This is a genomic window from Paenibacillus sp. IHBB 10380, from assembly GCF_000949425.1.
Classification (GTDB): domain Bacteria; phylum Bacillota; class Bacilli; order Paenibacillales; family Paenibacillaceae; genus Paenibacillus_AQ.
In genome coordinates, this window is record NZ_CP010976.1 from 4,915,060 (window position 1) to 4,938,146 (window position 23,087).

Below are 23,087 nucleotides of genomic sequence, written 5' to 3' on the forward strand. Positions count from 1 at the left end.
AATAAGTAGGTATGAATTCCAATGAATCGGCACGGAGGGTTCTTATTTTATGACTTATTGTGATTCCAAACTCAAGATATTTACATGCAACTCAAATCCGAAGCTTGCTAATCAAATAGCAGATTATATCGGTATCCCTATGGGTGATTCCCATACGACAAGCTTTAGTGATGGTGAAATTCAGGTTAAGTTGTCCGAGAGTGTAAGAGGTTGCCACGTGTATATTGTGCAGTCTACTTGTGGTCCCGTGAATGACAACTTGATGGAGCTACTCGTTATGGTTGATGCGCTCAAACGCGCTTCTGCGAAGAGCATTAATGTTGTCATTCCATATTACGGATATGCTCGTCAAGATCGTAAGGCTCGTTCGCGTGACCCTATTACTGCTAAGTTAGTAGCCAATCTAATTGAAAAGGCTGGAGCACATCGTGTCATTACGATGGACCTGCATGCGATGCAGATTCAAGGGTTTTTCGATATTCCTGTGGATCATATGTTGGGGGTTCCTATTATTGCCCAATACTTCCGCTCGAAGCAGCTTGAGAATCCTGTTGTGGTCTCCCCAGACCATGGCGGCGTTGTCCGTGCAAGAAAACTGGCTGATTTCCTGAATGCTCCGCTTGCTATTATTGATAAGCGTCGTCCAGAGCCAAATGTAAGTGAGGTCATGAATATTATCGGTCATATCGAAGGAAAGACTGCGATTCTAATCGATGATATTATTGATACAGCGGGTACTATTGTTCTGGGTGCGAATGCATTAATGGAAGGTGGAGCAAAGGAAGTTTACGCTTGCTGTACACATCCAGTGTTATCAGGCCCTGCGATGGAGCGCCTTGAGAACTCACCACTTAAAGAAGTCATCGTGACAGATACAATTCCGATTACACATCCAAATCCAAGTAACAAGATTAAGGTGTTGTCGGTTGCACCTCTTATGGGTGAAGCGATCATTCGTGTCCATGAAGAGCTGTCCATAAGTAAACTATTCGAGATCGAATAAGGTTATGAATAATAAACAAGGGTTATGTCTCCTCGCCGTTTGAGGAAATATAACCCTTATAGTGCATTCTGTTAGTATCCTGCTCTTGAGATGAACGTGTATAACTGTTTGTTGTATAGTGTGCCATCGATTTCAATGAAATTTTCATCTAGAGCGGCAATATGGCCAATGTCTACATGGACACCGCGTTGTAGCACTTGAACAGGGATAAGATGGTCATAATGCTGTTTGAAATGACTTTGAAGACTAAGTGTCTGGCCGAATTCAATCAAGAAAGGGTCACCTGCTTTTGGAATTATGAATGCGAGCGGTACGAGCTTATTGCCATTGTATCAAATATAGTTTGATGGAGGATATTTATACTCATGAAATGGATTGTAGGACTGGGGAATCCAGGTTCTTCTTATGATAAAACACGCCATAACATAGGTTTTATGGCACTTGACACATTCGCGGCACGTCACAATATTTCGTTTGGACCTAGTAAGTGTAAGGCGCTGATAGGTGAAGGTAACATCGGGGGCACGAAGGTTGTATTAATTAAGCCGATGACCTATATGAACCTATCAGGTGAATCCGTTCGTGCTTATATGGACTACTATAAGGTCTCTCTAGAAGATCTGATTGTTGTCTATGACGATCTAGACACACTTGTGGGTAAGATTCGTCTGCGCTATCAAGGGAGTGCCGGGGGACATAACGGAATAAAGTCCATTATTCAGCATACAGGTACGCAAACATTTAACAGAATTCGTATGGGGATCTCTAGACCGGAGCCTGGATTTGCTGTCGTAGACTATGTACTTTCTTCTTTTGCAAAAAAAGAGAAGCAGTATGTACAAGAGATGATAGAGCATAGCTGTGACGCGATAGAGCATAGCTTGGATCATACCTTTGAACAGACGATGGCGAAATTTAACGGATAGAGGTAGGCAAGGGGAACAAAAGGGCTTAAATGGGTCAGGCTTGGGCATACTGAGGGGTATAAATTACTTTCAGGAGGCATAAGATGGCTATAAATTACATTTGTCGGCATTGTCATACCGTATTAGGGAGAATTGAATCTGCTGATGTTACTGAGATGCAGCTTGGTTTCCACTCCTTGACCCCCGCAGAACGTAGAGATATAATAGCGTATGATTTAAGCGGGGAAGTGACGGTTAGAGTGACTTGCGATTACTGTAATGAAGCAATAAAGAGTAATCCGGAGCTCAGCCTACTATCTAGCCCACTTCAATAAATGGAAGTGAAGATGAAGACAAGCGTCTTCTGGGTAGATGATCGCCATTCAGAGCCTTGGCAGTTTGCTGAGGCTTCTTTTGAATTATAAGAAGATTGTTTTTTGTGTTTTTGCTGTGTGTAATCCACGTAGTGATACTGTTATTCTAATAGTTTAAAGTAAGTATAAGAGAGGTGCCAACTTTTGTTACAAGCACTTATAGAAGCTTTTTCGAAGGATCCAGATTTGAAATCGATTGCGTCGGGAATTTCGGTAGGAATGAAGGAACAGCTTGTCTCTGGACTATCTGGTTCAGCTAGGCAGATCATGATGGCCACTTTGTATGAAGAAGTCAAACGTCCGATGTTAATCGTGACCCATAATATGTTCTCTGCTCAAAAAATAGCGGAAGATTTACAGGAAGCGCTATCACCTGAGCAAGTGCTGCTCTATTCTGCGAATGAATTAGTAGCTGCTGAATCAGCGATCTCAAGTCCTGAGACACTTGCACAGCGCATTGATGTGCTAATGAAATGTGCACAAGGATTCACAGGTATTGTTGTGGCTCCCTTCTCGGGGGTACGTAGACTATTACCTGCTCCTGAAGTAATGGCAAATGCACAAATTACAATCCAGTATGGAGGCGCGTTACAACTGGATTCTTTTCTCATGGGTATGATTGAGATGGGTTATGAACGTGTAGAGCGGGTGGAAGGCAAAGGAGAAATGAGTATTCGTGGTGGGATTATCGATTTCTATCCCATGACTTCACTCCTTGCTTATCGGGTGGAATTGTTCGATGACGAGGTCGATTCCATTCGTACATTTGATCCGATAGACCAGCGTTCGATTGATAAAGTTAATAAAGTTGTGATAACACCATGTAAGGAAGTTATTGCTGATCATCGCCGTTTAGAGCAGGCTGCGGATGCAGTTGAAGGTTTGCTTGCACAGCAATTGGATAAAATGACGGATCGTCAGGCCAAGCTGCGATTGAAGGAAGAAATACAACGGGAAATAGAGATGCTACGTGAACATGTATACTTCCCAGAAATTTATAAATACATCTCTTTGCTTTACCCAGAACGATGTCATTTGTTTGATTACCTTCCGGACGATACAATTCTAATTCTTGATGAGCCTACTAGGTTGCTTGAGACAGGTAAGCAACTGGAGCGGGATGAATCTGAATGGAATATGCATTTGCTTCAGAACGGTAAGATGCTTCCGGAAATGCCATTGTCCGTTGATAACGATGACATTATGTATGAACGACGTTTTCAGACGCTACTTATTTCGATTTTTCTGCGTCAGGTTCCTCATACTCAGCCTCAAAATATATTAAATATTACGAGTCGGGGAATGCAAGATTTCCATGGTCAAATGAATGTGCTTAAATCAGAGATGGATCGTTGGCATAAATCGGGCACGAAAGTGATGATGTTAGCTAGTGGCGAAGAACGTATGGAGCGGATGCGCCGTGTTCTTCAAGATTATGGTATTGATGAGCCCATCATGTTACAAGGAAATTTACAGACCGGATTTGAATTACCATCTATTCAACTAGCTGTCATCACAGAGGGTGAGATGTTTTCTCAGAAACAGCGTAAGGTTCGTAAACTAAGCAAAAATATTGATAATGCTGAGCGTATTAAAAGTTATACGGAGCTTAAAGTTGGCGATTATGTCGTTCATCAGAATCACGGAATTGGTAAGTATGTAGGTATTGGCACGCTCGATATTAATGGCATTCACAAGGATTATTTGCATATTCTTTATGCCGGAGGAGACAAACTATCTGTTCCTATTGAGCAGATTGACCTGATCCAGAAATATGTCGGCTCAGAAGATAAAGAGCCGAAAATCTATAAGCTAGGTGGAAATGACTGGATACGTGTTAAGAATAAAGTCCGTTCAACGGTACAAGACATTGCCGATGACCTTATTAAGCTATATGCCGAACGTCAATCAACGACAGGCTTTGGATTTGAGAAGGATACGCCTGAACAGCAAGAATTTGAAGAGATGTTCCCTTATGATGAAACTCGTGATCAGTTGAGAGCGATAGAAGAGATCAAGAAGGACATGGAGCAGAATCGCCCGATGGATCGCTTATTATGTGGAGACGTGGGCTACGGTAAAACGGAAGTTGCGATTCGAGCTGCATTCAAGTCGGCCATGGAGGGTAAACAGGTAGCTGTCTTAGTTCCTACGACGATTTTGGCTCAGCAGCATTATGAGACATTCCGAGAGCGCTTTGCCGGATATCCTATCAACATTCAAGTGTTAAGTAGATTCCGCTCACGTAAAGAGCAGAATGAGGCGATCAAGGGAATCAAGTCGGGTACTGTAGATGTTATTATCGGAACCCATCGGTTGTTATCTCAGGATTTGATCTTTAAGGACCTTGGATTATTAATTGTGGATGAGGAACAACGCTTCGGGGTTACCCATAAGGAAAAGCTTAAGAAGCTGAAGACGAATGTAGACGTACTTACTTTAACGGCAACGCCAATCCCGCGTACATTGCATATGTCGATGTTGGGTGTTCGTGATCTGTCCGTTATTGAGACCCCGCCTGAGAATCGTTTTCCTGTGCAGACTTACGTGGTAGAGCATAATTATAACCTCGTACGTGAAGCTGTGGAACGCGAGATGGCACGAGGTGGGCAAGTATACTATCTATACAATCGAGTTCAGGGGATTCAAGAAATGGCTAGTCAGATTTCAGAACTTGTACCCGATGCAAGAGTGGGTGTAGGACATGGACAAATGAATGAGTCTGAGCTTGAGAAGACAATTCTGGATTTCTTAGATGGTGAATATGACGTGTTAGTAAGTACGAGTATTATTGAGACGGGTGTAGACATTCCTAACGTAAATACACTAATCGTGCATGATGCTGACAAAATGGGTCTTTCCCAGCTTTATCAGCTACGTGGTCGCGTAGGTCGGTCCAATCGGATTGCGTATGCTTATTTCACGTATCAGCGTGATAAGGTGTTGACTGAAGTCGCTGAGAAACGTCTACAGTCTATCAAAGAGTTTACAGAGCTTGGATCAGGATTCAAAATTGCTATGCGCGACCTCTCCATTCGGGGCGCGGGTAATTTACTTGGAGCAGAGCAACATGGATTTATTGCTTCTGTGGGATTCGATCTGTATTCACAAATGCTAGCTGAGGAAATTCAGAAGCGTAAAGTGACGGTGTTAGGAGAATCGGATAAGCCTCAGACCGTATGGAATACGTTGATTGATACGGGTATTGATGCTTATTTGCCTGCTGATTATATCTATGACAGTATTCAAAAGATTGAAATTTATAAAAAAGTAGCTGCGACTTCGTCTTTCGAGGATATTTCGGAACTAGAAGATGAGCTAATGGACCGTTTCGGTGAGTTGCCAGAGGCTGTCTTGAATTTACTTGCTGTAGCTAGGCAGAAGGTTTACGGTAGAATGTATGGTATCGAATCAATTGTAAAGCGTGGAGATGATATTATATTGAAGTTCCACGAAGGTCAGGAAAAGGTCGTGGATAATGCCAAACTTGCCCAGATTGGAAATTCTTTTGAAAGACGTGTACAATTTGAGCAAGAGGCAACAATGACCATACGGATTAAAGGTAAGGGACTTGTTGAAAAGCAGCTAATGGATCTTCTAGAACAATTTCTTGAAGCCATCCGAGAGCCGTTCAAACCGAAGGGAGAACTTCAAGATGTTAGCAAATAAGAAATCATGGAAAGTAATGCTCATCACACTAGTGGCAGTATTGACGATATCTGTCCTATCCGCATGTGGTGATAAGAAGGATGTTGTAGCGACTTACAAGGGGGGAGAAATTACACTAGAGGAATACAATGCAGAGAAGAATATTCTCACATTCCTATCCCCTCAAATGGGACAGCTCGCAGAAATGGAAGAATTCAAAACGTATCTTGTGAATCAACAAATAGCTTTTGCGTATTTGAGTAGCAAAGCATCTGAGGAAGCCAAAACAGCAGGCAAGAAGCTAGCGACAGAACAGTTGGCGGAGATGAAGAAACAGGTTGGCGATGATGCGTTCAAAAAGATGCTTGACGAGAAAAAATTGACTGAAGCTGAAGTCAATGGATTTTTGGATAAAGCCATGATCTCAATGCAAGATATGAATCTTAAGGTAACGGATGCAGATATCAAAGCAGATTATGATGCAAATAAGCAAGATTATACATTAGCTTCACTGCGTCATATCTTAATCTCACTAACCGATGCTGAGGGGAAAGAACGGACGAAGGAAGAGGCTCTAAAGATCGCGAAGGATGTTAAATCCCAGTTAGATAAAGGCGCAGACTTCGCAACCCTGGCTAAGAAGTATTCCGAAGATCCGGGTTCTAAAGAAGCGGGCGGATTGTATAAGGATACACCTGCAGGTACATGGGTAGAAGCCTTCAAAGAAAACGCGTTAACGTTGCCACTGAACAAAGTTAGTGACCCGATTGAGACGGAATTTGGATATCATATTATGAAAGTGGAATCTCGTGTTGAGACAACCTTCGATAAGATTACAGAAAAGCAAAAGGACACCATTAAGAATAAACTGGGTTCGGAAAAAATTGATGAGTTCATGGCTAAAGATTTACCAGGGATTATCACAAAGGTAACCCTTCCAGAAAGTCCTAAGGCGGCAACAGAGGAACCAACCACGCCAAAAGATGGACAAGACTCTACAGGGACAAAAACGGAAGGTAAGGACGCCCCAACAACCGATGGAACGTCCACAGATACGCCTGCTGATAACACAGGAAAGTAAGATGTAATCATATAAATAGCGCGAAATTGCGCTATTTTTTATTTATTGAGGATAAGTTTGGGACTATACCACAACTAATATATAGAAAAGCATGTATAAGGAATTGGGAAAGGTTGAATACTAGGGTCAGACATAACACCTATATTCATGGGAAACTCATCCCCTTTTGGAAACAGTAGTTGAAAAATCTTCTTATGAAAGCGGGGCAACATGTGAAATGAAAGCTACTGGAATTGTTCGACGTATAGATGACTTGGGTAGAGTGGTTATTCCTAAAGAGATTAGACGTACTTTGCGAATTCGTGAAGGAGATCCACTTGAAATTTTTGTTGACCGTGATGGTGAAGTTATATTGAAAAAGTACTCACCCATCGGAGAGCTTGGAGATTTCGCTAAAGAATATGCGGAATCGTTGTACGAAGGGACTGGACATATTACGATTATTTCTGACCGCGACACATTTATTACTGTCGCTGGAGGATCTAAGAAAGAATATCTGGAGAAACAAATCGGAATGATTGTTGAGAATTGTATGGATAATCGTAAAACCGTACAAGAGATCACTAGCGGAAGCTATGAAATCAGCAAAGATCATGCGGAGACCCTTTCATCTTTCGTCATTGCACCGATCATTTCGGGTGGAGATCCTATCGGATCTGTCATTCTGATGAATAAGGATGAATCTGTGAAGATGGGCGTTATGGAATCCAAAATGGCTGAGACAGCCGCCTCTTTTCTAGGTAAGCAAATGGAGCAGTAAAACCGATAATTATAATCAACTCCCGTTGTTCTTATGTTCCTTTACTTGGAACTTAAGTAGCGGGAGTTTTTTTATGCTTATATTCGTGGTTATAATAGATTGAATTTCATTTCATTTGAATATCGCAGGTAAAGTGGGGAAGCTTGTTATGAAGGAAACAAATGCAGCCACCAGAATTTTGCATGGGGCGTTTATTCTAAGCACAGCCGCAATCCTTTCCAAGCTTATTGGAACACTACAGAAGATACCGTTACAAAACATGGGCGGAGATGAGGTATTTGGAATCTATAATACGGTCTATCCTTTCTATTCACTTATCATTACGCTTGCCATTGCTGGTTTTCCTGTGGCTATTTCTAAGTTTGTTGCAGAGGATATGGCTAATGGAAATGAGAGTGGGGGCAGACGGATTATTTCGTTATCCTCATTTGTGCTCAGTATATTGGGTATTATTCTTGGCGTTAGCACATATGTTGGGGCACCCTTAATCGGTCTGTGGATTGACAATTCGCAAGTGGTACCTGCCATTAGGTATGTATCTTGGGCGCTCTTATTCGTCCCCATCATGTCTGCGCTGAGAGGTTATTTTCAAGGGCTTCAGAATATGATTCCTACGGCCGTGTCGCAAATTGTGGAGCAGAGTGTTCGCGTAGCTGTCATGATTCTATTCCTGCTGTATTTAACTTCAAGGCAGGCTAGTTCAGAGCAGATCGCTGCAGGAGCATTATTCGGTTCCGTTGCTGGAGGAGCGGCAGGGTTGCTGGTAATGTTGCTGTACTGGCGAAACCACCGCAGAGACAAGATAGTCGAGGGTATATCTGGAAAGGGAGCTTCCTCCGCAAGCTTAGAAAGTACGTGGAGCCTATTAAAGCGATTATTAGTATACGCCATCCCTGTTTGTCTAGGTTCGCTTGCTGTTCCGCTGATTAGTCTGGTGGATACCTTTACGGTACCACGCTTGCTTAAAGCTAGTGGAGTCGGAGAAGCGGGCGCGATGATCCAGTTCGGGATTTATAACCGCGGCATTCCACTGGTACAGCTTGCATCCATGATGGCCACCTCATTGGCGGTGTTATTCATTCCTGCTCTGGCAGAAGCTCGTATTCGGGGCGACCAGAGATTGGTACAGAGCCAATGCCGATTATCCTTGCGTTGGTTCTGGATGCTCGGCCTAGCTGCATCCGTCGGACTTGCAGTATTGGCCGAGCCGATTAATGTGATGTTGTATCAAGATGCGGCAGGCACAGATACGATGCGATGGATTGCCTTTACTGCAGCTGGCAGCACAGTGAGTCTGATCTCTGCGGCGTTGCTGCAAGGAATCGGAAGCGTCAAGGAGCCAGCGGTACACCTGCTTGCAGCTGCAGTGGCGAAGATGCTACTTAACCTGCTGCTTGTGCCACATTTCGGCATTACGGGCGCAGCGATGGCTGGCGTCGCTGCGCACTTCCTGGCTGCAGCGCTTAATGTAGCACTGCTAGCTCACAGAACTGGCTTACGCCCTAGCGCAGGTACCACCGTATTTAAGCCGGTGGTGATCATTGCTGGCTTAGCTCTTGCCGCAGGCAGCGCTCAGTGGGCCACAGGAGCTGCACTTCTAACGTTAGGGCTTCAAGGTGCGAGGATGGTCGCCACGGTAGGTAGCTTCACTGGTGTAGTGGCAGGTGCAACTGCGTTCCTCATCTTGGCTGTGCTCACCAAGCTACTTAGTGAAGAGGAGCTTCGGATGCTACCTAAGATTGGCAATGCACTAGCTTTACTACTCAAGAAACTGCGTGTGCTTCAGTAGTCCTAAGTTCTGCTTGAGTTATTAGATGGGGTTTGGAAAATGATAATGGTACCGTCCCTTTAGGGACGGCGAAGCCGTTTCTTCTTGAATATTGATGTCCGTGGTATAGTATATACAGGATTCAACTCGCACTACAGAGGCGGATAAAGAGCGGAGGAAAACGTATGGGCTCAGCAATAATAGTCGTTGGTCTGGGATCAGGAAACCCTGACAGACTGACAGTGGGTATAGTTAGAACGTTGCAGCAAGCATCGCAAGTATTCGTAAGAACAAAAGAACATCCCGTGATGTCTGTACTGGAAGAATGGAATCTAGCGTATGAGTCCTTTGACTCTATATATGAATCTCATGATTCTTTTCCCGAAGTTTACGATACGATTGCTAACACCTTGATGGAACATGCAAGAACGGGGGAGAGTCACTCCGAAATCGTATATGCCGTTCCTGGACATCCTATGGTGGCTGAATCTACGGTACAACTGCTAAGAGAGCGTTGTCCAAAGGAAGGCATTACCTTACACGTTATGGGTGGTGAAAGTTTCCTTGATGAAGCATTTACACGGCTTGGTTTTGACCCGATAGAGGGCTTTCAGTTGCTTGACGCTGCGGGGCTCAGTAGTACATTAGTACAGCCACAGCTACATACAGTTATTGGACAAGTGTACGATGTATTCACCGCGTCTGATGTGAAGCTTTGTCTTATGGAGCTATATCCTGATGATTATCCCGTCATTGTAGGTCATGCGCTGGGGGTAGAGGGGTTAGAATCTATTCTACGTGTGCCATTGTATGAACTAGATCGTGTGGAGGGTTATGGCAATCTGTCACTTATCTATGTACCGCGAAGCGATGAGGATCACTTGCGTCAGCGTACATTTGCTCGTCTACACGAAATTGTTAGCATTCTTCGTAGCCCAGATGGATGTCCATGGGATCGTGAGCAAACGCATGATTCACTGCGCAAAAATCTGATCGAAGAAAGCTATGAAGTGCTAGAAACGATCGATGAGGATGACCCAGAGCATATGCAAGAAGAGCTAGGCGACTTGCTGTTACAGGTCATGCTCCACGCTCAGATCGAGGAAGAGATGGGAACCTTTAATGTGATGGATGTTATCCAAGGTCTGAATAACAAGTTGATCTTTCGCCACCCCCATGTATTCGGAGAGAACACGGCTAAGGATTCTGAAGCTGCATTACAGCATTGGGAGCAAATGAAGGCAGAGGAGAAACGGATCAAGGGAATTGATGTGCAGAGCGTATCTGTACTAGATGGCATTCCCCGTGACTTACCTGCGTTAATGAAAGCTTACAAGCTACAGAAGAAAGCGGCTAAAGTGGGATTTGACTGGGACAATATCGAGGGCGTATTTGCCAAGGTTGAGGAGGAACTAGCTGAGTTACGAGAGGCGGTTGAGCAAGGACTTGATCCAGCGGACCAGATTCTTGAGCTGGGAGATTTATTATTTGCAGTCTCCAATGCAGCTCGTTTCATTGGTACGGATCCAGAAGTAGCGCTCTCTAAGACCAACCATAAATTTATGACGCGATTCCACTTTATCGAAGAACAATTACGGAACCAAGGACGGACAGTGTTAGACAGCAATGTAGAAGAAATGGAGCAGATTTGGCAGCTTTCCAAAACAAAATCTGTCGAAAATCTGCATGATTTAAATGAATAATATAAAAGATGACGAGTAATGCAGGAATTTGGGGATGGATCCAGAATATCTCCTTTAGATGCAATAAACGTTATGGGATTAATCTTAAATAAGATGAGTTCTATACCATATTTCATCTACTTTTCTGTAAATATTAGGAGGAAAATAATTTATGAACAAGACAGACTTAGTCAACAATATTTCAAGCAAAAGCGGGTTGACCAAAAAAGATGTTGAGTCCGTATTGAATGGTTTTCTTGGAGAAATTACGGATGCTTTAGTAGCCGGTGATAAAGTACAATTGATCGGTTTTGGTACTTTCGAGACTCGTAAACGTGCGGCACGTGCAGGTCGCAATCCACAAACAGGAAACACCATTGAAATTCCTGAATCCAATGTGCCAGCCTTTAAGGCAGGTAACAAGCTTAAAGAAGCCGTAAAATAACATGCGTATCGATAAATTTCTTAAAGTATCAAGATTAATTAAGCGGCGCACAGTGGCAAAGGATATTTCAGATCAAGGTCGGGTCCTAATCAATGGTCGGGAGTCGAAGCCTAGTAGCGCGGTTAAGGTGGGCGATGAAATAACAGTCCAGTTTGGCCAGAAGCTAGTAACGGTTCGTGTAGAGCGTCTTGCTGAGAGCACACGCAAAGAAGAGGCTACAAGCCTTTATAGCTTAGTTAAAGAAGAACCGATTGCGAAGGAAACGGGTCTTGATTGGTAGTCACAAAGTGTAAGAAAAGGCAGTCATGGAGTCTTATGTAGACTTCAGGCTGTCTTTTTTTGAATTTAAGCAAAGTATAAGTCTTAACTATACTTTTCTTAAATTTCTACGAGAAACGGTTACTGTCCTTTAAGGACGGCGAAGCCGTATCTTCTTGTATAGAATTATAAACGTTCATCCTTATTACATCGGTAACTGTGAGTATCTTTTGGGGAAGGCATTCAATTTCCTTGTAGACAAGAATAGTGTGTTAAAGTTCTAAACCTCCGCACCACCCCATAAGCTATTGGTAGAAGGAGGGGTACATGCTATGATCGAGCAAGGAAAAAGTAAGGTACATGATCTTCATATGCAGAACCGTAGACAACTTCATATGACTGGAGTCCAGAATGTAGAGAGTTTCGACAGCGAGGAGTTTCTACTACAGACAGAGCTAGGCCATTTAACGATTAAAGGTCAGAATTTACATATTAAAAATCTCAGTTTAGAGGAGGGTGTTCTGTCTATTGAGGGACTCGTTCACTCCCTTGTGTATTTAGACCCCGGAACACATGGTAAGAATAAGGGAATGTTCGGCAAGCTATTCAAATGAATCCCTATGTACAGTGGGTAACGCTGTTCTGGATGTTATTCTCGGGGGCAGCAATGGGACTAGCCTATGATAGCTACCGGGTGTTGTCAGGGCAGTTTCATTTTCCTAAATGGTGTCTTCATATCTTAGATTTGCTTTATTGGTGTGGGACCGCGGTATTTGTATTTAGAATGCTCTACATTAGTAATCAGGGTGAATTACGTTTTTATGCATTTGTAGGATTATTTTTAGGTGTATGGTTATATTTTTTAATCTTAAGTGTTACAACTCAACGTTTTGTGGTAATGTTAATAAAGATAGTTCAGTATGTGTTATATTTGCTGAAGCGTTTATTTATGATTTTTATATGGATACCGCTCAGAACGATGTACCGTATACTTATTAGGCTACTGAGTGCTGCAGGAGCATTGTTGATGTTGATTGCGGGTATCATACTACGATGTTTGTTACCTTTCTGGAAGCTATTGAAGTGGATGCTCATGCCAATAACATCAAGGATTAAGATGCCTCAATGGCCACAGAAACTAGTGAACTCATGTATTGAATTATGGAAACGCCGGTTGTAAGGAGGCTTCATCATGGCAAAATACGCAGTACAAGCGCAAACGAAGCAACAATCAACTAAATATGCAGGTGCGCGTAGACGGCTGATTATATGGATGACCTTTATGGTGTTTTTTATGGGCTGGGCGGGTTATACACTGCTGGATCAAAGCTCACAAATCGCTGACAAGAGCGACCAATTAAGTGAGAAACAAGCAAAGAGTGCAGAAGTAGAGAAGTCTCTCGCTGATCTGCAATATGAAGTTAATCGTTTACAGGATCCTGAATATATCGGGCAACTGGCACGTAAGGAGTTTGGTTTATATAAACCGGAAGAAACCCCGATTCGGCCGGATATTTCAAGCCCGTAATATAGGTGCGAAAAACCGGTGGTTACTCAGTTGACCTTGGTTTGCGCATTATGTATAATCAAATCACCACAGCCAAGATTTTAAATTTTGCTGTATATTTTTAAGGGAGGATCATTTTATTCTATGGCAATCGAAGTAGGCACCAAGTTAGAAGGAAAAGTGACAGGCATAACGCATTTTGGAGCATTTGTGGATCTGTCAGGAGGTGTCACGGGTCTCGTTCACATCTCAGAAATCGCTGATAATTACGTCAAGGATGTCAACGATCACCTGAAGATCAATGATGTTGTGACCGTTAAGGTCATCAATGTTGACAAGGACGGTAAGATCGGACTTTCCATCAAACAAACTGTTGATAAACCCGCAACAGAATCCCGGCCTCCAAGAACTTCAAGACCGGAACGTAGTAGCGGTGGCGGAGGAGAACGGTTTAGTGGCGGCGGAGGCAGCAGTAGTAGTGGTGGCGGTGCCGGCGGCAGTTATAATCGTGAACGGGGTGGGCGTTCGTTTAAGCCTGCTGTCAACAAGGCAACATTCGAGGATAAAGTGTCACGTTTCCTAAAAGATAGTGAAGAGCGGATATCATCGATTAAGAAAAATACGGAATCCAAACGCGGAGGCCGTGGCGCAAAGCGCATGTAATTATGAATGTACTAAGATAACCGTAGCAGGCATTTGCCTCTACGGTTTTTTTGTCGCCTGTAAAAAATTACCGACATCTTCCAACTAGTTTCCAGCTATCTCATGTCCAAACGCTAAATGAAAAGGTCGTTATTTAGAAAGACTATAATCAGGGAAGAAGACTTGAGTGTGTTCACAATCGTTATAAGTAGGGGAGTTGAAGCCGTTCCGCAACCTTTCGCAGGAGAGGCTTTTTTGTCGGAAATTTCTTTAACGCTTGTCTGACGTTCTGACAAACTTTCATGAGGGACTGGCTCTATAATGAACCCATAAACTTTAATGATTGGTGGTGCCAAAATCATGGACAAAAAGAATGTAGTGCAATTTCCTGGCGTAAATATGGCAGAAAGACGAGGAGTAGCTACGGACATTAGCTTCATCTCAAGAATGACGCAAGGGCGCGTTATTCAACGAACAATTCATTTTTTTGAAGCTAAGAAATGGATGCTATTGTTAGTCTTCATGGGATTCTTACTTGGAAAAGCGATGATTTTGGACGAGCTATCCCCCTTTGCGTTAGCATTTTTTGCAGTCATTACTTTCATGCGTCGGGATTATCTTCCGGTCGTCTTTGTTGCCATTATTGCGGGTAGTTTATTTGCGCCCTTTCCGGTATCACTCATCGTTGCTGCAGAACTTCTTATTTTCTACTTTATTCATAAAGGGTTAGAGTCCTTCGAACATGCTGAAATTTCGTATGCGCCTCTAATGGTGTTTGTCTCCACATTCTGTGTTAACTTGTTTCATGTCATGATTGGCCCTTCTTTCACTTGGTATGCATTTCTTATGTTGACGCTAGATGCGGTTCTGAGTTTTGTCCTCACACTAGTCTTTATACAAGCCGTTCCTATATTTACATATCGAAAGAAGAATTATCAGCTTAAAAATGAAGAAATCCTATGCTTAATTATTCTACTTGCATCTGTCATGACGGGGTTAGTGGGTTGGAGTATTTACTCTCTATCCATCGAGCATGTACTATCACGTTATCTCATTCTCGTATTCGCCTTGGTGGGAGGTGCATCACTAGGGGCATCGGTCGGTGTAGTTACGGGTCTGATCCTAAGCCTTGCTGACATTTCTGCCATATATCAAATGAGTCTTCTTGCTTTCTCTGGCATGCTGGCAGGTATGCTACGTGAGGGGCGCCGAGCTACGGTAGCTATAGGAATGCTACTGGGGTCGTCTGTCCTCTCCATCTATTTCCTTGGTCCGGGTGATGTCATGACCTCGACATGGGAAACTTGTGCTGCCATTATCCTTTTTATACTAACTCCTAAGACGATTATTGCTATGATTTCTAAATATGTACCTGGTACACAGGATCATACGAAGTCACAACATGAATATGCGAAACGGGTGCGCGATCTAACAGCAGAGCGGGTCACCCAATTCTCACAAGTATTCAAACAGCTATCTCATAGCTTTGGACAAGTATCGGGTACAGCTGAGGTGAGTACACGCACTGAGGAGAAGGATCATTTCATGAATGCTGTCACAGAAGGGGCTTGCTCTAAATGCTTCAAACAGCAACATTGCTGGGATGCAAAGTTCTACCAGACGTATAAATACATGTCTGAGATGATGGGTGCAGTAGAAGATAATCCAGATATCGCGGCTAACAAGCTACCCTCTGAGTGGAATAAGGTATGTCATAAGGCGGGTGATGTATTGGAGGTCATGAAGAAACAATACCATCTCTTTCAACATGATATGCAGTGGAAACGCCAAATATACGATAGTCGGCATTTGGTAGCAGATCAATTATCCGGAGTGTCACAAGTCATGGAGGATCTAGCGCGAGAAATTAAGCGAGAGGGACAAGCGATGTACCAGCAGGAGGAACAGATCAGGGAAGCTTTGGAGAAAATGGGCTTGTCCATCCAGGCGATTGATATTATCAGTCTTGACTCTGGAAAGGTAGAGATCGAGATTGTTCATGCATATACACGAGGATATGACGAATGCCGCAAGATTATTGCGCCACTTCTCTCAGACATTCTAGGTGAGCACATTGCAGTGTCGCAAGAAATACCCGGTAACACACGTGATGGGCTAGTGACAGTAGTATTTGGTTCTGCCAAAACATTCGAGATTACGACCGGTGTTGCAGGCGCAGCCAAAGGAGGGGATATATTCTCAGGGGATAGCTTTAGCACAGTGGAGTTAGGGAATGGAACGTTTGCAGTTGCTTTAAGTGATGGCATGGGCAATGGTGAACGAGCGCGACAGGAGAGTAGTACGGCCTTAGATATATTGGAGCAGTTACTTCAATCGGGTATGGATGAGAAATTAGCGATTAAATCAGTGAATTCTATTCTTTTATTACGTTCACCTGATGAAATTTATGCGACTATAGATGTGGCTTTGATTGATCAGTATACAGCGGAGACCACATTTATGAAGATTGGATCAACACCTAGTTTTATAAAAAGGGGTAATGAGGTTATTGTTGTCTCTGCGAGTAATCTTCCTGTCGGCATTATTCAAGATATAGAAGTTGATCTAGTTACGCTCCAGCTACAAGCTAGCGATATCGTCATCATGATGACGGATGGTTTATATGATGCGCCTGGTTATGCGGTTAATAAGGAATTGTGGATGAAACGAATTATTCAGGAAATTGAGAGTGATGATCCTCAGTTTATTGCAGATTGCTTGCTTGAAAAAGTGATACGGTATCAGCAGAATCAAATACAAGATGATATGACTGTCGTTGTAGGAAAGGTGGAACGATTCCATCCAGCTTGGGCTACGCTGCACGTTCCGGGTCTTGAGCGAATGGAGCGCCCTCGTACAGTTAGCTAGTATTGTAGCTAGGCTATCATTGTAACTTAGGCTCGCATTGCCCGGGAAATGCTAGGTTTAATCAGGTTTATGTGTAATGATCTGCTCTATGTGGTTTGGATTCTCTCATTCTTGGAAATGATAGAGATAGGATGCAACCACAGGGGGATGATCAATTATGAAACAGATATTACTGATTACCGACGGATGTTCTAATATAGGAATGAGTCCTATTCTTGCTGCGGCACATGCACTGCAAGAAGGGATTACTGTGAATGTAGCGGGTGTAGTAGACTATGGAACAATTGGAGAGATTGGTAGTTTGGAAATTGCTGAGATAGCCAAGTCGGGAGGCGGTATTAGCCGCATTGTTGGAACTAGGAAACTAGCACAGACCATGCAAATGATGACTCGCAAAACCGTGGTCCAAACGATACAGCAAGCAGTTAGTAAAGAGTTGAAACATATTTTGGGAGAGGGTTCCTTGGAAGATTTGTCACCTCAGCGCCGTGCTCAGGTCGTCGAAGTGGTAGATGAGCTTACCGAGACAACCCCATTACAAGTAGCACTGCTCATTGATGCAAGTGGTAGTATGAAGCCGAAGTTGTCAGCTGTAGAGGAAGCCATTCGAGATCTGATGCTTAGCCTACAAGCAAGGGAGGGTCAGAGCGAGTTAGCTGTATTTCATTACCCGGGACGTCATGGAAGTGAAGATACGGTGATGAATGTAGGTTGGACTTCAGATATAGGTAGTTTGAAATCTCTGTTCGGGCGAATCCAAATGAAAGGGGCGACACCCACTGGACCCGCGATCATGAAGGTGATTGATTTCTTTCATTATGGTACACTAGAAGCACATCAAGCATGGCGGGGGAATTCCGATGAAGGAGAAGAAAAACTCGGTGAATACGTCGTCTAATCGTGAATGCTTGCCTGGAACGGTGATCACGGGGAAATGGCGGAGTAGCCGCTTTATCATCAAGCGTATATTAGGTAGCGGGGCTAACGGCACCGTCTATTTGGTCCATAAGGTAGGTCATCGAGAACTTTATGCCCTGAAGATGGGGTATGACACACTTGATTTGCAGTCTGAGATTAATGTGCTTACTTCTGTGCAGTCCCAACGTAAACAGCAGGATGAGCAGGAGGGGAGAATTCATCGCCCCTATTTGCTAGAAGTAGACGATTATTCAGTACCGAGTGGCGAAATCCCTTTCTATGTCATGCGTTATGTGAAGGGAAGTCCACTTCATCGATTTATTAAGCATCGGGGAAGAGAATGGCTAGGGCTAGTAGGTCTCAGACTACTAGAGAAGCTTCGTGATCTTCACCGTTCAGGATTTATATTTGGAGATTTGAAGCCAGAGAATGTGATGGTAACGGATTATGGAGAAGTCGAGCTTATTGACTACGGAGGCGTAAGCTCGGTTGGCCGTAGTGTGAAGCAGTTCACAGAGTGGTATGACCGCGGATATTGGAATGCGGGAAGTCGAATCAGTGACGAAGGCTATGATTTGTTTTCCTTTGCGGTACTTTGTATTCATATTCTTCATGCCAATGGTCTGAATGGAGTCAATGCATCCCATCTCCCTCAGACTCGGAACGCTTCCGACCTGCTGGCGTTAGTGAGTCGAAGCAAGGAATTGAAGCCTTATGCAAGTTGGTTAACCAAAGCTATTCGTGGTGAGTTTACAGGATCACACCAAGCATTTAGATTGTGGAAGGAACAGGTCTATAAACCCGTTAATCTTCACAAGAATCATAGTAAGACAACACGCCAGCTTAAGAATGCCTTTGCCATATCTTTTTTGATTTTGTGTGGGGCTATCTTTTTGGCATTTCGATTGTGAGGATATTGAACATGAGAATGAACCTCTTGGTGGAGCATGTGCTCCGCACTGCGCAAGAAAAAGACCTATGGTCTGCTCACGATACGATTATAGTCGCAGTGTCCGGAGGGCCGGATTCTGTGGCTCTTTTGCATGTTATGCATGAAGTGTCTCAACATCATACCCCGTTAAATCTAGTGTGCGCGCATGTTCATCACGGATTTCGAGCTGAATCTGATGAGGAATCAGAACTGGTGCGTGCGGCAGCGAAGGAGCTTAATATTCCTTTTGAAATGGAATCGTTGGATATACCAGCTTATATGAAGCAAAGTGGTAAAGGGCCGGAGGAAGCAGCACGGGACAAACGGTATGAATTTCTATTCAAAAAAGCCGAAGCTTATGGTGCGAAGTCGATCGCTGTGGGACATCATGCAGACGATCAGGCAGAGACAGTGCTGCTTCATTTATTAAGAGGAAGTGGTCCTTCCGGACTTTCAGGTATGAAGTTTAAAAGAAGCTTAAAAAATGTGGAACTTATACGACCGCTATTACGTATATACAAAACGGACTTGGTAGAAGTCTGTAAAAACGGTGGATATGCATATGCTATTGATAACAGTAATTTGCAAACCGAATATAGAAGAAATGCAATTCGTCTGAATGTACTGCCTTATTTGGGGCAATATAATGGACAGATTACACAATCCTTAAATCAATTATCCAGTATAGTGGCTGGGGAAGATGATTATGTAGAGCTTGCTGCTGAGGAAGCATACCGTGAATTGGTTCAGCAGAAAGATGGAAGGTTCACCGTTGCGGTGCCTTCCTTTTTGGGCTTACATGTCGCTTTACAACGGAGGTTGATTAAACTAATATTAAACTACATGTCAGTAAACTCTGAGATTACTGACTTTAGCAAGGTCGAGTCCATTCGCCAAGGGTTTGTTCAGATCCATGCTACAACATGGAGCCGTGATTTAGGGGGGGGCATAACCTGTATACGCGAATATGATGTCGTGACATTTATGCCTCAGCCACTTGAGAAGAGGTTGAGCTATACATATCGCCTTGACACTGTGGTTCAGGAACTAAGAGTGAACGAAATTGGGAAGGTCCTTAGAATGATTTCCCGTCCTAGGGGTGATAGTGCTATCCTTAAGGAAGAAATACAAGGACACGAAGCACTATTCGATGCAGATCAATTGGTATTTCCTTTGACATTGCGTTCAAGACAGGATGGAGATACCATGAAAGTTATGGGTCTCGGTGGAAGTAAGAAGGTAAAAGACCTTCTTATCGATGAGAAGATCCCGCCTTCTATGCGCCAATGTATCCCTATGATTGTGGATGGTTGCAACAACATGCTATGGATTCCGGGAATACGGCGTTCTATTCATGCAGCAATCGGATCACAGACTACTTCCGTTCTTCATATGTCTTTAGAAGAAATAGTTGTAGAGCAGTCACCCTAGTTTTTTCAGAAGATTTCATAGCTTACCTTAGGAGGTTCAATCAGTTGCAGAATGATATTCAAGAAGTACTCATCAGTGAAGAAGAAATTCGTAAGAGAGTCCAAGAACTCGGAGCTATTTTAAGTACTGAGTACGAAGGGCGCAACCCTTTGGTCATTTGTGTTTTGAAGGGCGCGTTTATATTCATGTCAGATTTGGTTAAAAGTATGACAGTACCTATGGAGCTTGATTTCATGGCGGTATCTAGTTATGGTGCATCCACTAAATCTTCAGGTGTTGTCAAAATCATTAAAGATCTGGATGTTTCTGTAGAGGGTCGAGATGTATTAATTGTTGAAGATATTATTGATAGTGGACTTACACTTAGCTACTTAATTGAGCTATTACAGAATCGTAAGGCTAAATCTACATGCGTCGTTACCTTATTCGATAAACCATCAGGTCGCACCGTAGATTTGGAAGCTGATTTCACAGGGTTCGTACTTCCTGATGCTTTCGTTGTTGGTTATGGTCTTGATTATGCAGAGCATTATCGAAATCTACCCTACATTGGGATTTTGAAGCCAGAAATATACAGCAACTAATGTTAGCAATCCTAACCCATAGCTTTTTATATCAACACATTAGGGTCTCTATTGAGATAGCCTAATAGGCTATGGTAAAATAACTTAAGTGTTTCGAGAGGAGGTAGGGGATGAATCGGTTCATCCGGAATTCTGGTTTTTATTTGATACTTTTTTTAGTCGTGGTGGGCATTGTACAATTCATCGGTGGTAGCGGTGAAACTGCTGATACTCCTAGATATGACCAACTACGTCAACAGCTTAAGGCTAATAACATTGAGACATTAGAGGCTCAATTTGACGGGTATGCCTATCTTGTGACTGGTAAATACAGGGCTGAACCAACTGACGCGAAATCGAAGGATTTCTCGACTTATATTCCTGCCACTGATATTGCCTTGGATGAAATTGTACAGTCGAGTGAGGCGAACAAGTTTAATTTAGATATTGTACCGATGAAAGGACAGAGTATTTGGGTAACATTGCTGTCTTCTTTCATTCCCTTGATCCTCATGTTCGTTCTTTTCTTCTTCTTATTTAATCAATCTCAGGGTGGCGGCGGCAAAGTCATGAACTTTGGCAAGAGTCGTGCCCGGGTATATAGCGAAGAGAAGAAGAAGGTTACTTTTGAGGATGTAGCAGGAGCAGATGAAGAGAAACAGGAACTTGTAGAAATTGTTGAGTTCTTGAAAGATCCTCGCAAATTTGCAGCTGTGGGTGCACGTATTCCAAAAGGGGTGCTTCTTGTAGGGCCTCCAGGAACAGGTAAAACGCTATTGGCTAAAGCTGTTGCGGGAGAAGCAGGAGTACCTTTCTTCAGCATTTCCGGTTCTGACTTCGTGGAAATGTTTGTTGGTGTCGGTGCTTCACGTGTACGTGATTTGTTTGAGAATGCTAAGAAGAGTGCACCATGTATCATTTTCATTGATGAAATTGATGCAGTAGGACGTCAACGTGGCGCCGGCCTTGGTGGCGGACATGATGAACGTGAACAAACACTCAATCAGCTACTCGTTGAAATGGATGGATTTGGTGGTAACGAGGGAATTATTATCGTTGCTGCAACCAACCGTGCAGATATTTTGGACCCTGCATTATTACGTCCAGGTCGCTTTGACCGTCAAATTACAGTGGATCGCCCAGATGTTAAGGGCCGCGAAGCCGTATTGAAGGTACATGCGCGTAACAAACCATTAACCAAAGATGTAAGATTGGATGTTATTGCGAAGCGTACGATTGGATTTACAGGTGCAGATCTTGAGAATTTATTGAATGAAGCTGCATTGATCGCTGCACGTCGTAATCGTCGTGATATTTCCATGAGTGAAGTGGATGAAGCGATTGATCGGGTTATTGTAGGTACTGAGAAACGTAGCCGTGTTATTAGTGATCGTGAGAAACGCATTGTGGCTTATCATGAAGCGGGCCATACGATTGCAGGTTACTTCTTGGAACATGCAGATGTCGTTCATAAGGTTACTATTGTTCCTCGTGGTCGTGCCGGTGGCTATGTGATTATGCTTCCGAAGGAAGATCGCATGTTAGTGACTAAGAATGAACTGTTTGATAAAGTAACCGGTCTACTTGGCGGACGTGTAGCTGAGGAAGTATTTATCGGTGAAATTGGTACGGGTGCATATAGTGACTTCCAACAGGCAACAGGGATTGTACGTAGCATGATCATGGAGTATGGTATGAGCGATAAGCTTGGACCTATGCAATTCGGATCTACCCAAGGTCAAGTATTCTTGGGCCGTGATATCGGACATGAACAGAATTACAGTGATTCCATAGCTTATGAGATTGATCAAGAAATGCAAAACTTCACTAACTATTGTTATGAACGTTGTAAAGATTTGCTGATCAAACATTCTAAGGAAATGCATCTTATTGCAAATACTCTCTTAGAGGTAGAGACACTGGAAATGGATCAGATCAAACAGCTGATTGAACAGGGTTATCTTGATGAAACTGGTCAATCAGAGGGTTCAACGGATGGTAATGCTGAGGAGAATGGTACACCGATCATCGATACGATTGGTGATGTGACTGTACGTATTCAATCTCAGAATGATGGAACAGAACCTACTCCAGTAGGTGACATTCCGAATACTATTCCAGGGACATCTGATGATGATAACAGTAACTCAGGCAATGAAGGCGGAAATCCTCCAGAATCTAAATAAGATGATGGGGTAAGTAGCCTAATAAAAAATCCGGAAAGCACAGATTGATGTGCTTTCCGGATTTTTTTATTAGGTCATTTAGAAGATATAAACTTTATTCTTATTTCATCGGCAAAC

General features: G+C 43.2%; 21 protein-coding genes. 20 read left to right on the forward strand and 1 reads right to left on the reverse strand.

What is annotated here, in order from left to right; all coding sequences use genetic code 11:
• Positions 1–49: 49 nt before the first annotated feature.
• Complete coding sequence (locus tag UB51_RS22295; RefSeq protein ID WP_044879192.1) at positions 50–1,003, forward strand: ribose-phosphate diphosphokinase; 954 nt, start codon at positions 50–52, stop codon at positions 1,001–1,003.
• Between the two features lie 71 nt (positions 1,004–1,074).
• Here the strand turns inward: UB51_RS22295 and UB51_RS22300 are convergent, their stop codons facing one another.
• Positions 1,075–1,275, reverse strand: coding sequence for a hypothetical protein (locus tag UB51_RS22300; protein ID WP_044879193.1), 201 nt, complete (start codon positions 1,273–1,275; stop codon positions 1,075–1,077).
• A gap of 93 nt (positions 1,276–1,368) precedes the next feature.
• On the opposite strand from UB51_RS22300, the gene pth reads away from it, so the two are divergent.
• The 19 genes from pth (at position 1,369) to ftsH (ending at position 22,970) form a co-directional block, all read left to right on the forward strand.
• The gene (gene pth / locus UB51_RS22305) at positions 1,369–1,929 is read left to right on the forward strand and encodes an aminoacyl-tRNA hydrolase (protein ID WP_044879194.1); all 561 of its coding nucleotides are present in this window, start codon (positions 1,369–1,371) and stop codon (positions 1,927–1,929) included.
• An 83-nt stretch (positions 1,930–2,012) separates the two neighbouring features.
• A complete protein-coding gene (locus UB51_RS22310) occupies positions 2,013–2,243 on the forward strand; it encodes an anti-sigma-F factor Fin family protein (protein WP_044879195.1) in 231 nt (76 codons plus the stop codon).
• Positions 2,244–2,426: 183 nt separating this feature from the next.
• Positions 2,427–5,951, forward strand: coding sequence for a transcription-repair coupling factor (gene mfd, locus UB51_RS22315; RefSeq protein ID WP_044879196.1), 3,525 nt, complete (start codon positions 2,427–2,429; stop codon positions 5,949–5,951).
• On the forward strand, positions 5,938–7,011 hold the full coding sequence (locus tag UB51_RS22320) for a peptidylprolyl isomerase (protein WP_044879197.1): 1,074 nt from the start codon (positions 5,938–5,940) through the stop codon (positions 7,009–7,011). Before mfd ends, UB51_RS22320 begins: the two co-directional genes overlap by 14 nt.
• A 217-nt stretch (positions 7,012–7,228) precedes the next feature.
• Positions 7,229–7,771, forward strand: a complete 543-nt coding sequence (spoVT, locus tag UB51_RS22325) for a stage V sporulation protein T (protein ID WP_044880366.1) — start codon at positions 7,229–7,231, stop codon at positions 7,769–7,771.
• Between the two features lie 148 nt (positions 7,772–7,919).
• Positions 7,920–9,560, forward strand: coding sequence for a putative polysaccharide biosynthesis protein (locus UB51_RS22330; RefSeq protein ID WP_044879198.1), 1,641 nt, complete (start codon positions 7,920–7,922; stop codon positions 9,558–9,560).
• Positions 9,561–9,724: 164 nt separating this feature from the next.
• Complete coding sequence (gene mazG / locus UB51_RS22335; RefSeq protein WP_044879199.1) at positions 9,725–11,242, forward strand: bifunctional methyltransferase/pyrophosphohydrolase YabN; 1,518 nt, start codon at positions 9,725–9,727, stop codon at positions 11,240–11,242.
• Positions 11,243–11,393: 151 nt separating this feature from the next.
• A complete protein-coding gene (locus tag UB51_RS22340) occupies positions 11,394–11,666 on the forward strand; it encodes an HU family DNA-binding protein (protein WP_044879200.1) in 273 nt (90 codons plus the stop codon).
• 1 nt (position 11,667) lies between these two features.
• Positions 11,668–11,946, forward strand: a complete 279-nt coding sequence (locus UB51_RS22345) for an RNA-binding S4 domain-containing protein (protein ID WP_044879201.1) — start codon at positions 11,668–11,670, stop codon at positions 11,944–11,946.
• A 310-nt stretch (positions 11,947–12,256) separates the two neighbouring features.
• Positions 12,257–12,538, forward strand: a complete 282-nt coding sequence (yabP, locus tag UB51_RS22350) for a sporulation protein YabP (protein ID WP_044879202.1) — start codon at positions 12,257–12,259, stop codon at positions 12,536–12,538.
• On the forward strand, positions 12,535–13,104 hold the full coding sequence (yabQ, locus tag UB51_RS22355; RefSeq protein WP_044879203.1) for a spore cortex biosynthesis protein YabQ: 570 nt from the start codon (positions 12,535–12,537) through the stop codon (positions 13,102–13,104). Before yabP ends, yabQ begins: the two co-directional genes overlap by 4 nt.
• 12 nt (positions 13,105–13,116) lie before the next feature.
• Positions 13,117–13,452, forward strand: a complete 336-nt coding sequence (locus tag UB51_RS22360) for an FtsB family cell division protein (protein WP_044879204.1) — start codon at positions 13,117–13,119, stop codon at positions 13,450–13,452.
• Positions 13,453–13,575: 123 nt separating this feature from the next.
• On the forward strand, positions 13,576–14,094 hold the full coding sequence (locus UB51_RS22365) for a S1 domain-containing RNA-binding protein (protein WP_044879205.1): 519 nt from the start codon (positions 13,576–13,578) through the stop codon (positions 14,092–14,094).
• 336 nt (positions 14,095–14,430) lie between these two features.
• Positions 14,431–16,941 (forward strand): stage II sporulation protein E, encoded by a 2,511-nt coding sequence (spoIIE, locus tag UB51_RS22370; protein WP_445322387.1) that lies wholly within the window; start codon positions 14,431–14,433, stop codon positions 16,939–16,941.
• Between the two features lie 157 nt (positions 16,942–17,098).
• Complete coding sequence (locus UB51_RS22375) at positions 17,099–17,839, forward strand: vWA domain-containing protein (RefSeq protein ID WP_044879206.1); 741 nt, start codon at positions 17,099–17,101, stop codon at positions 17,837–17,839.
• Positions 17,823–18,770 (forward strand): serine/threonine protein kinase, encoded by a 948-nt coding sequence (locus UB51_RS22380; protein WP_044880368.1) that lies wholly within the window; start codon positions 17,823–17,825, stop codon positions 18,768–18,770. The genes UB51_RS22375 and UB51_RS22380 overlap by 17 nt, the downstream gene beginning before the upstream one ends.
• 11 nt (positions 18,771–18,781) lie before the next feature.
• Positions 18,782–20,221 (forward strand): tRNA lysidine(34) synthetase TilS, encoded by a 1,440-nt coding sequence (gene tilS, locus UB51_RS22385; RefSeq protein WP_044879207.1) that lies wholly within the window; start codon positions 18,782–18,784, stop codon positions 20,219–20,221.
• A gap of 44 nt (positions 20,222–20,265) precedes the next feature.
• On the forward strand, positions 20,266–20,805 hold the full coding sequence (hpt, locus tag UB51_RS22390) for a hypoxanthine phosphoribosyltransferase (RefSeq protein WP_044879208.1): 540 nt from the start codon (positions 20,266–20,268) through the stop codon (positions 20,803–20,805).
• Positions 20,806–20,915: 110 nt separating this feature from the next.
• Positions 20,916–22,970, forward strand: coding sequence for an ATP-dependent zinc metalloprotease FtsH (gene ftsH, locus UB51_RS22395; RefSeq protein ID WP_044879209.1), 2,055 nt, complete (start codon positions 20,916–20,918; stop codon positions 22,968–22,970).
• The last annotated feature ends 117 nt before the right edge of the window (positions 22,971–23,087 follow it).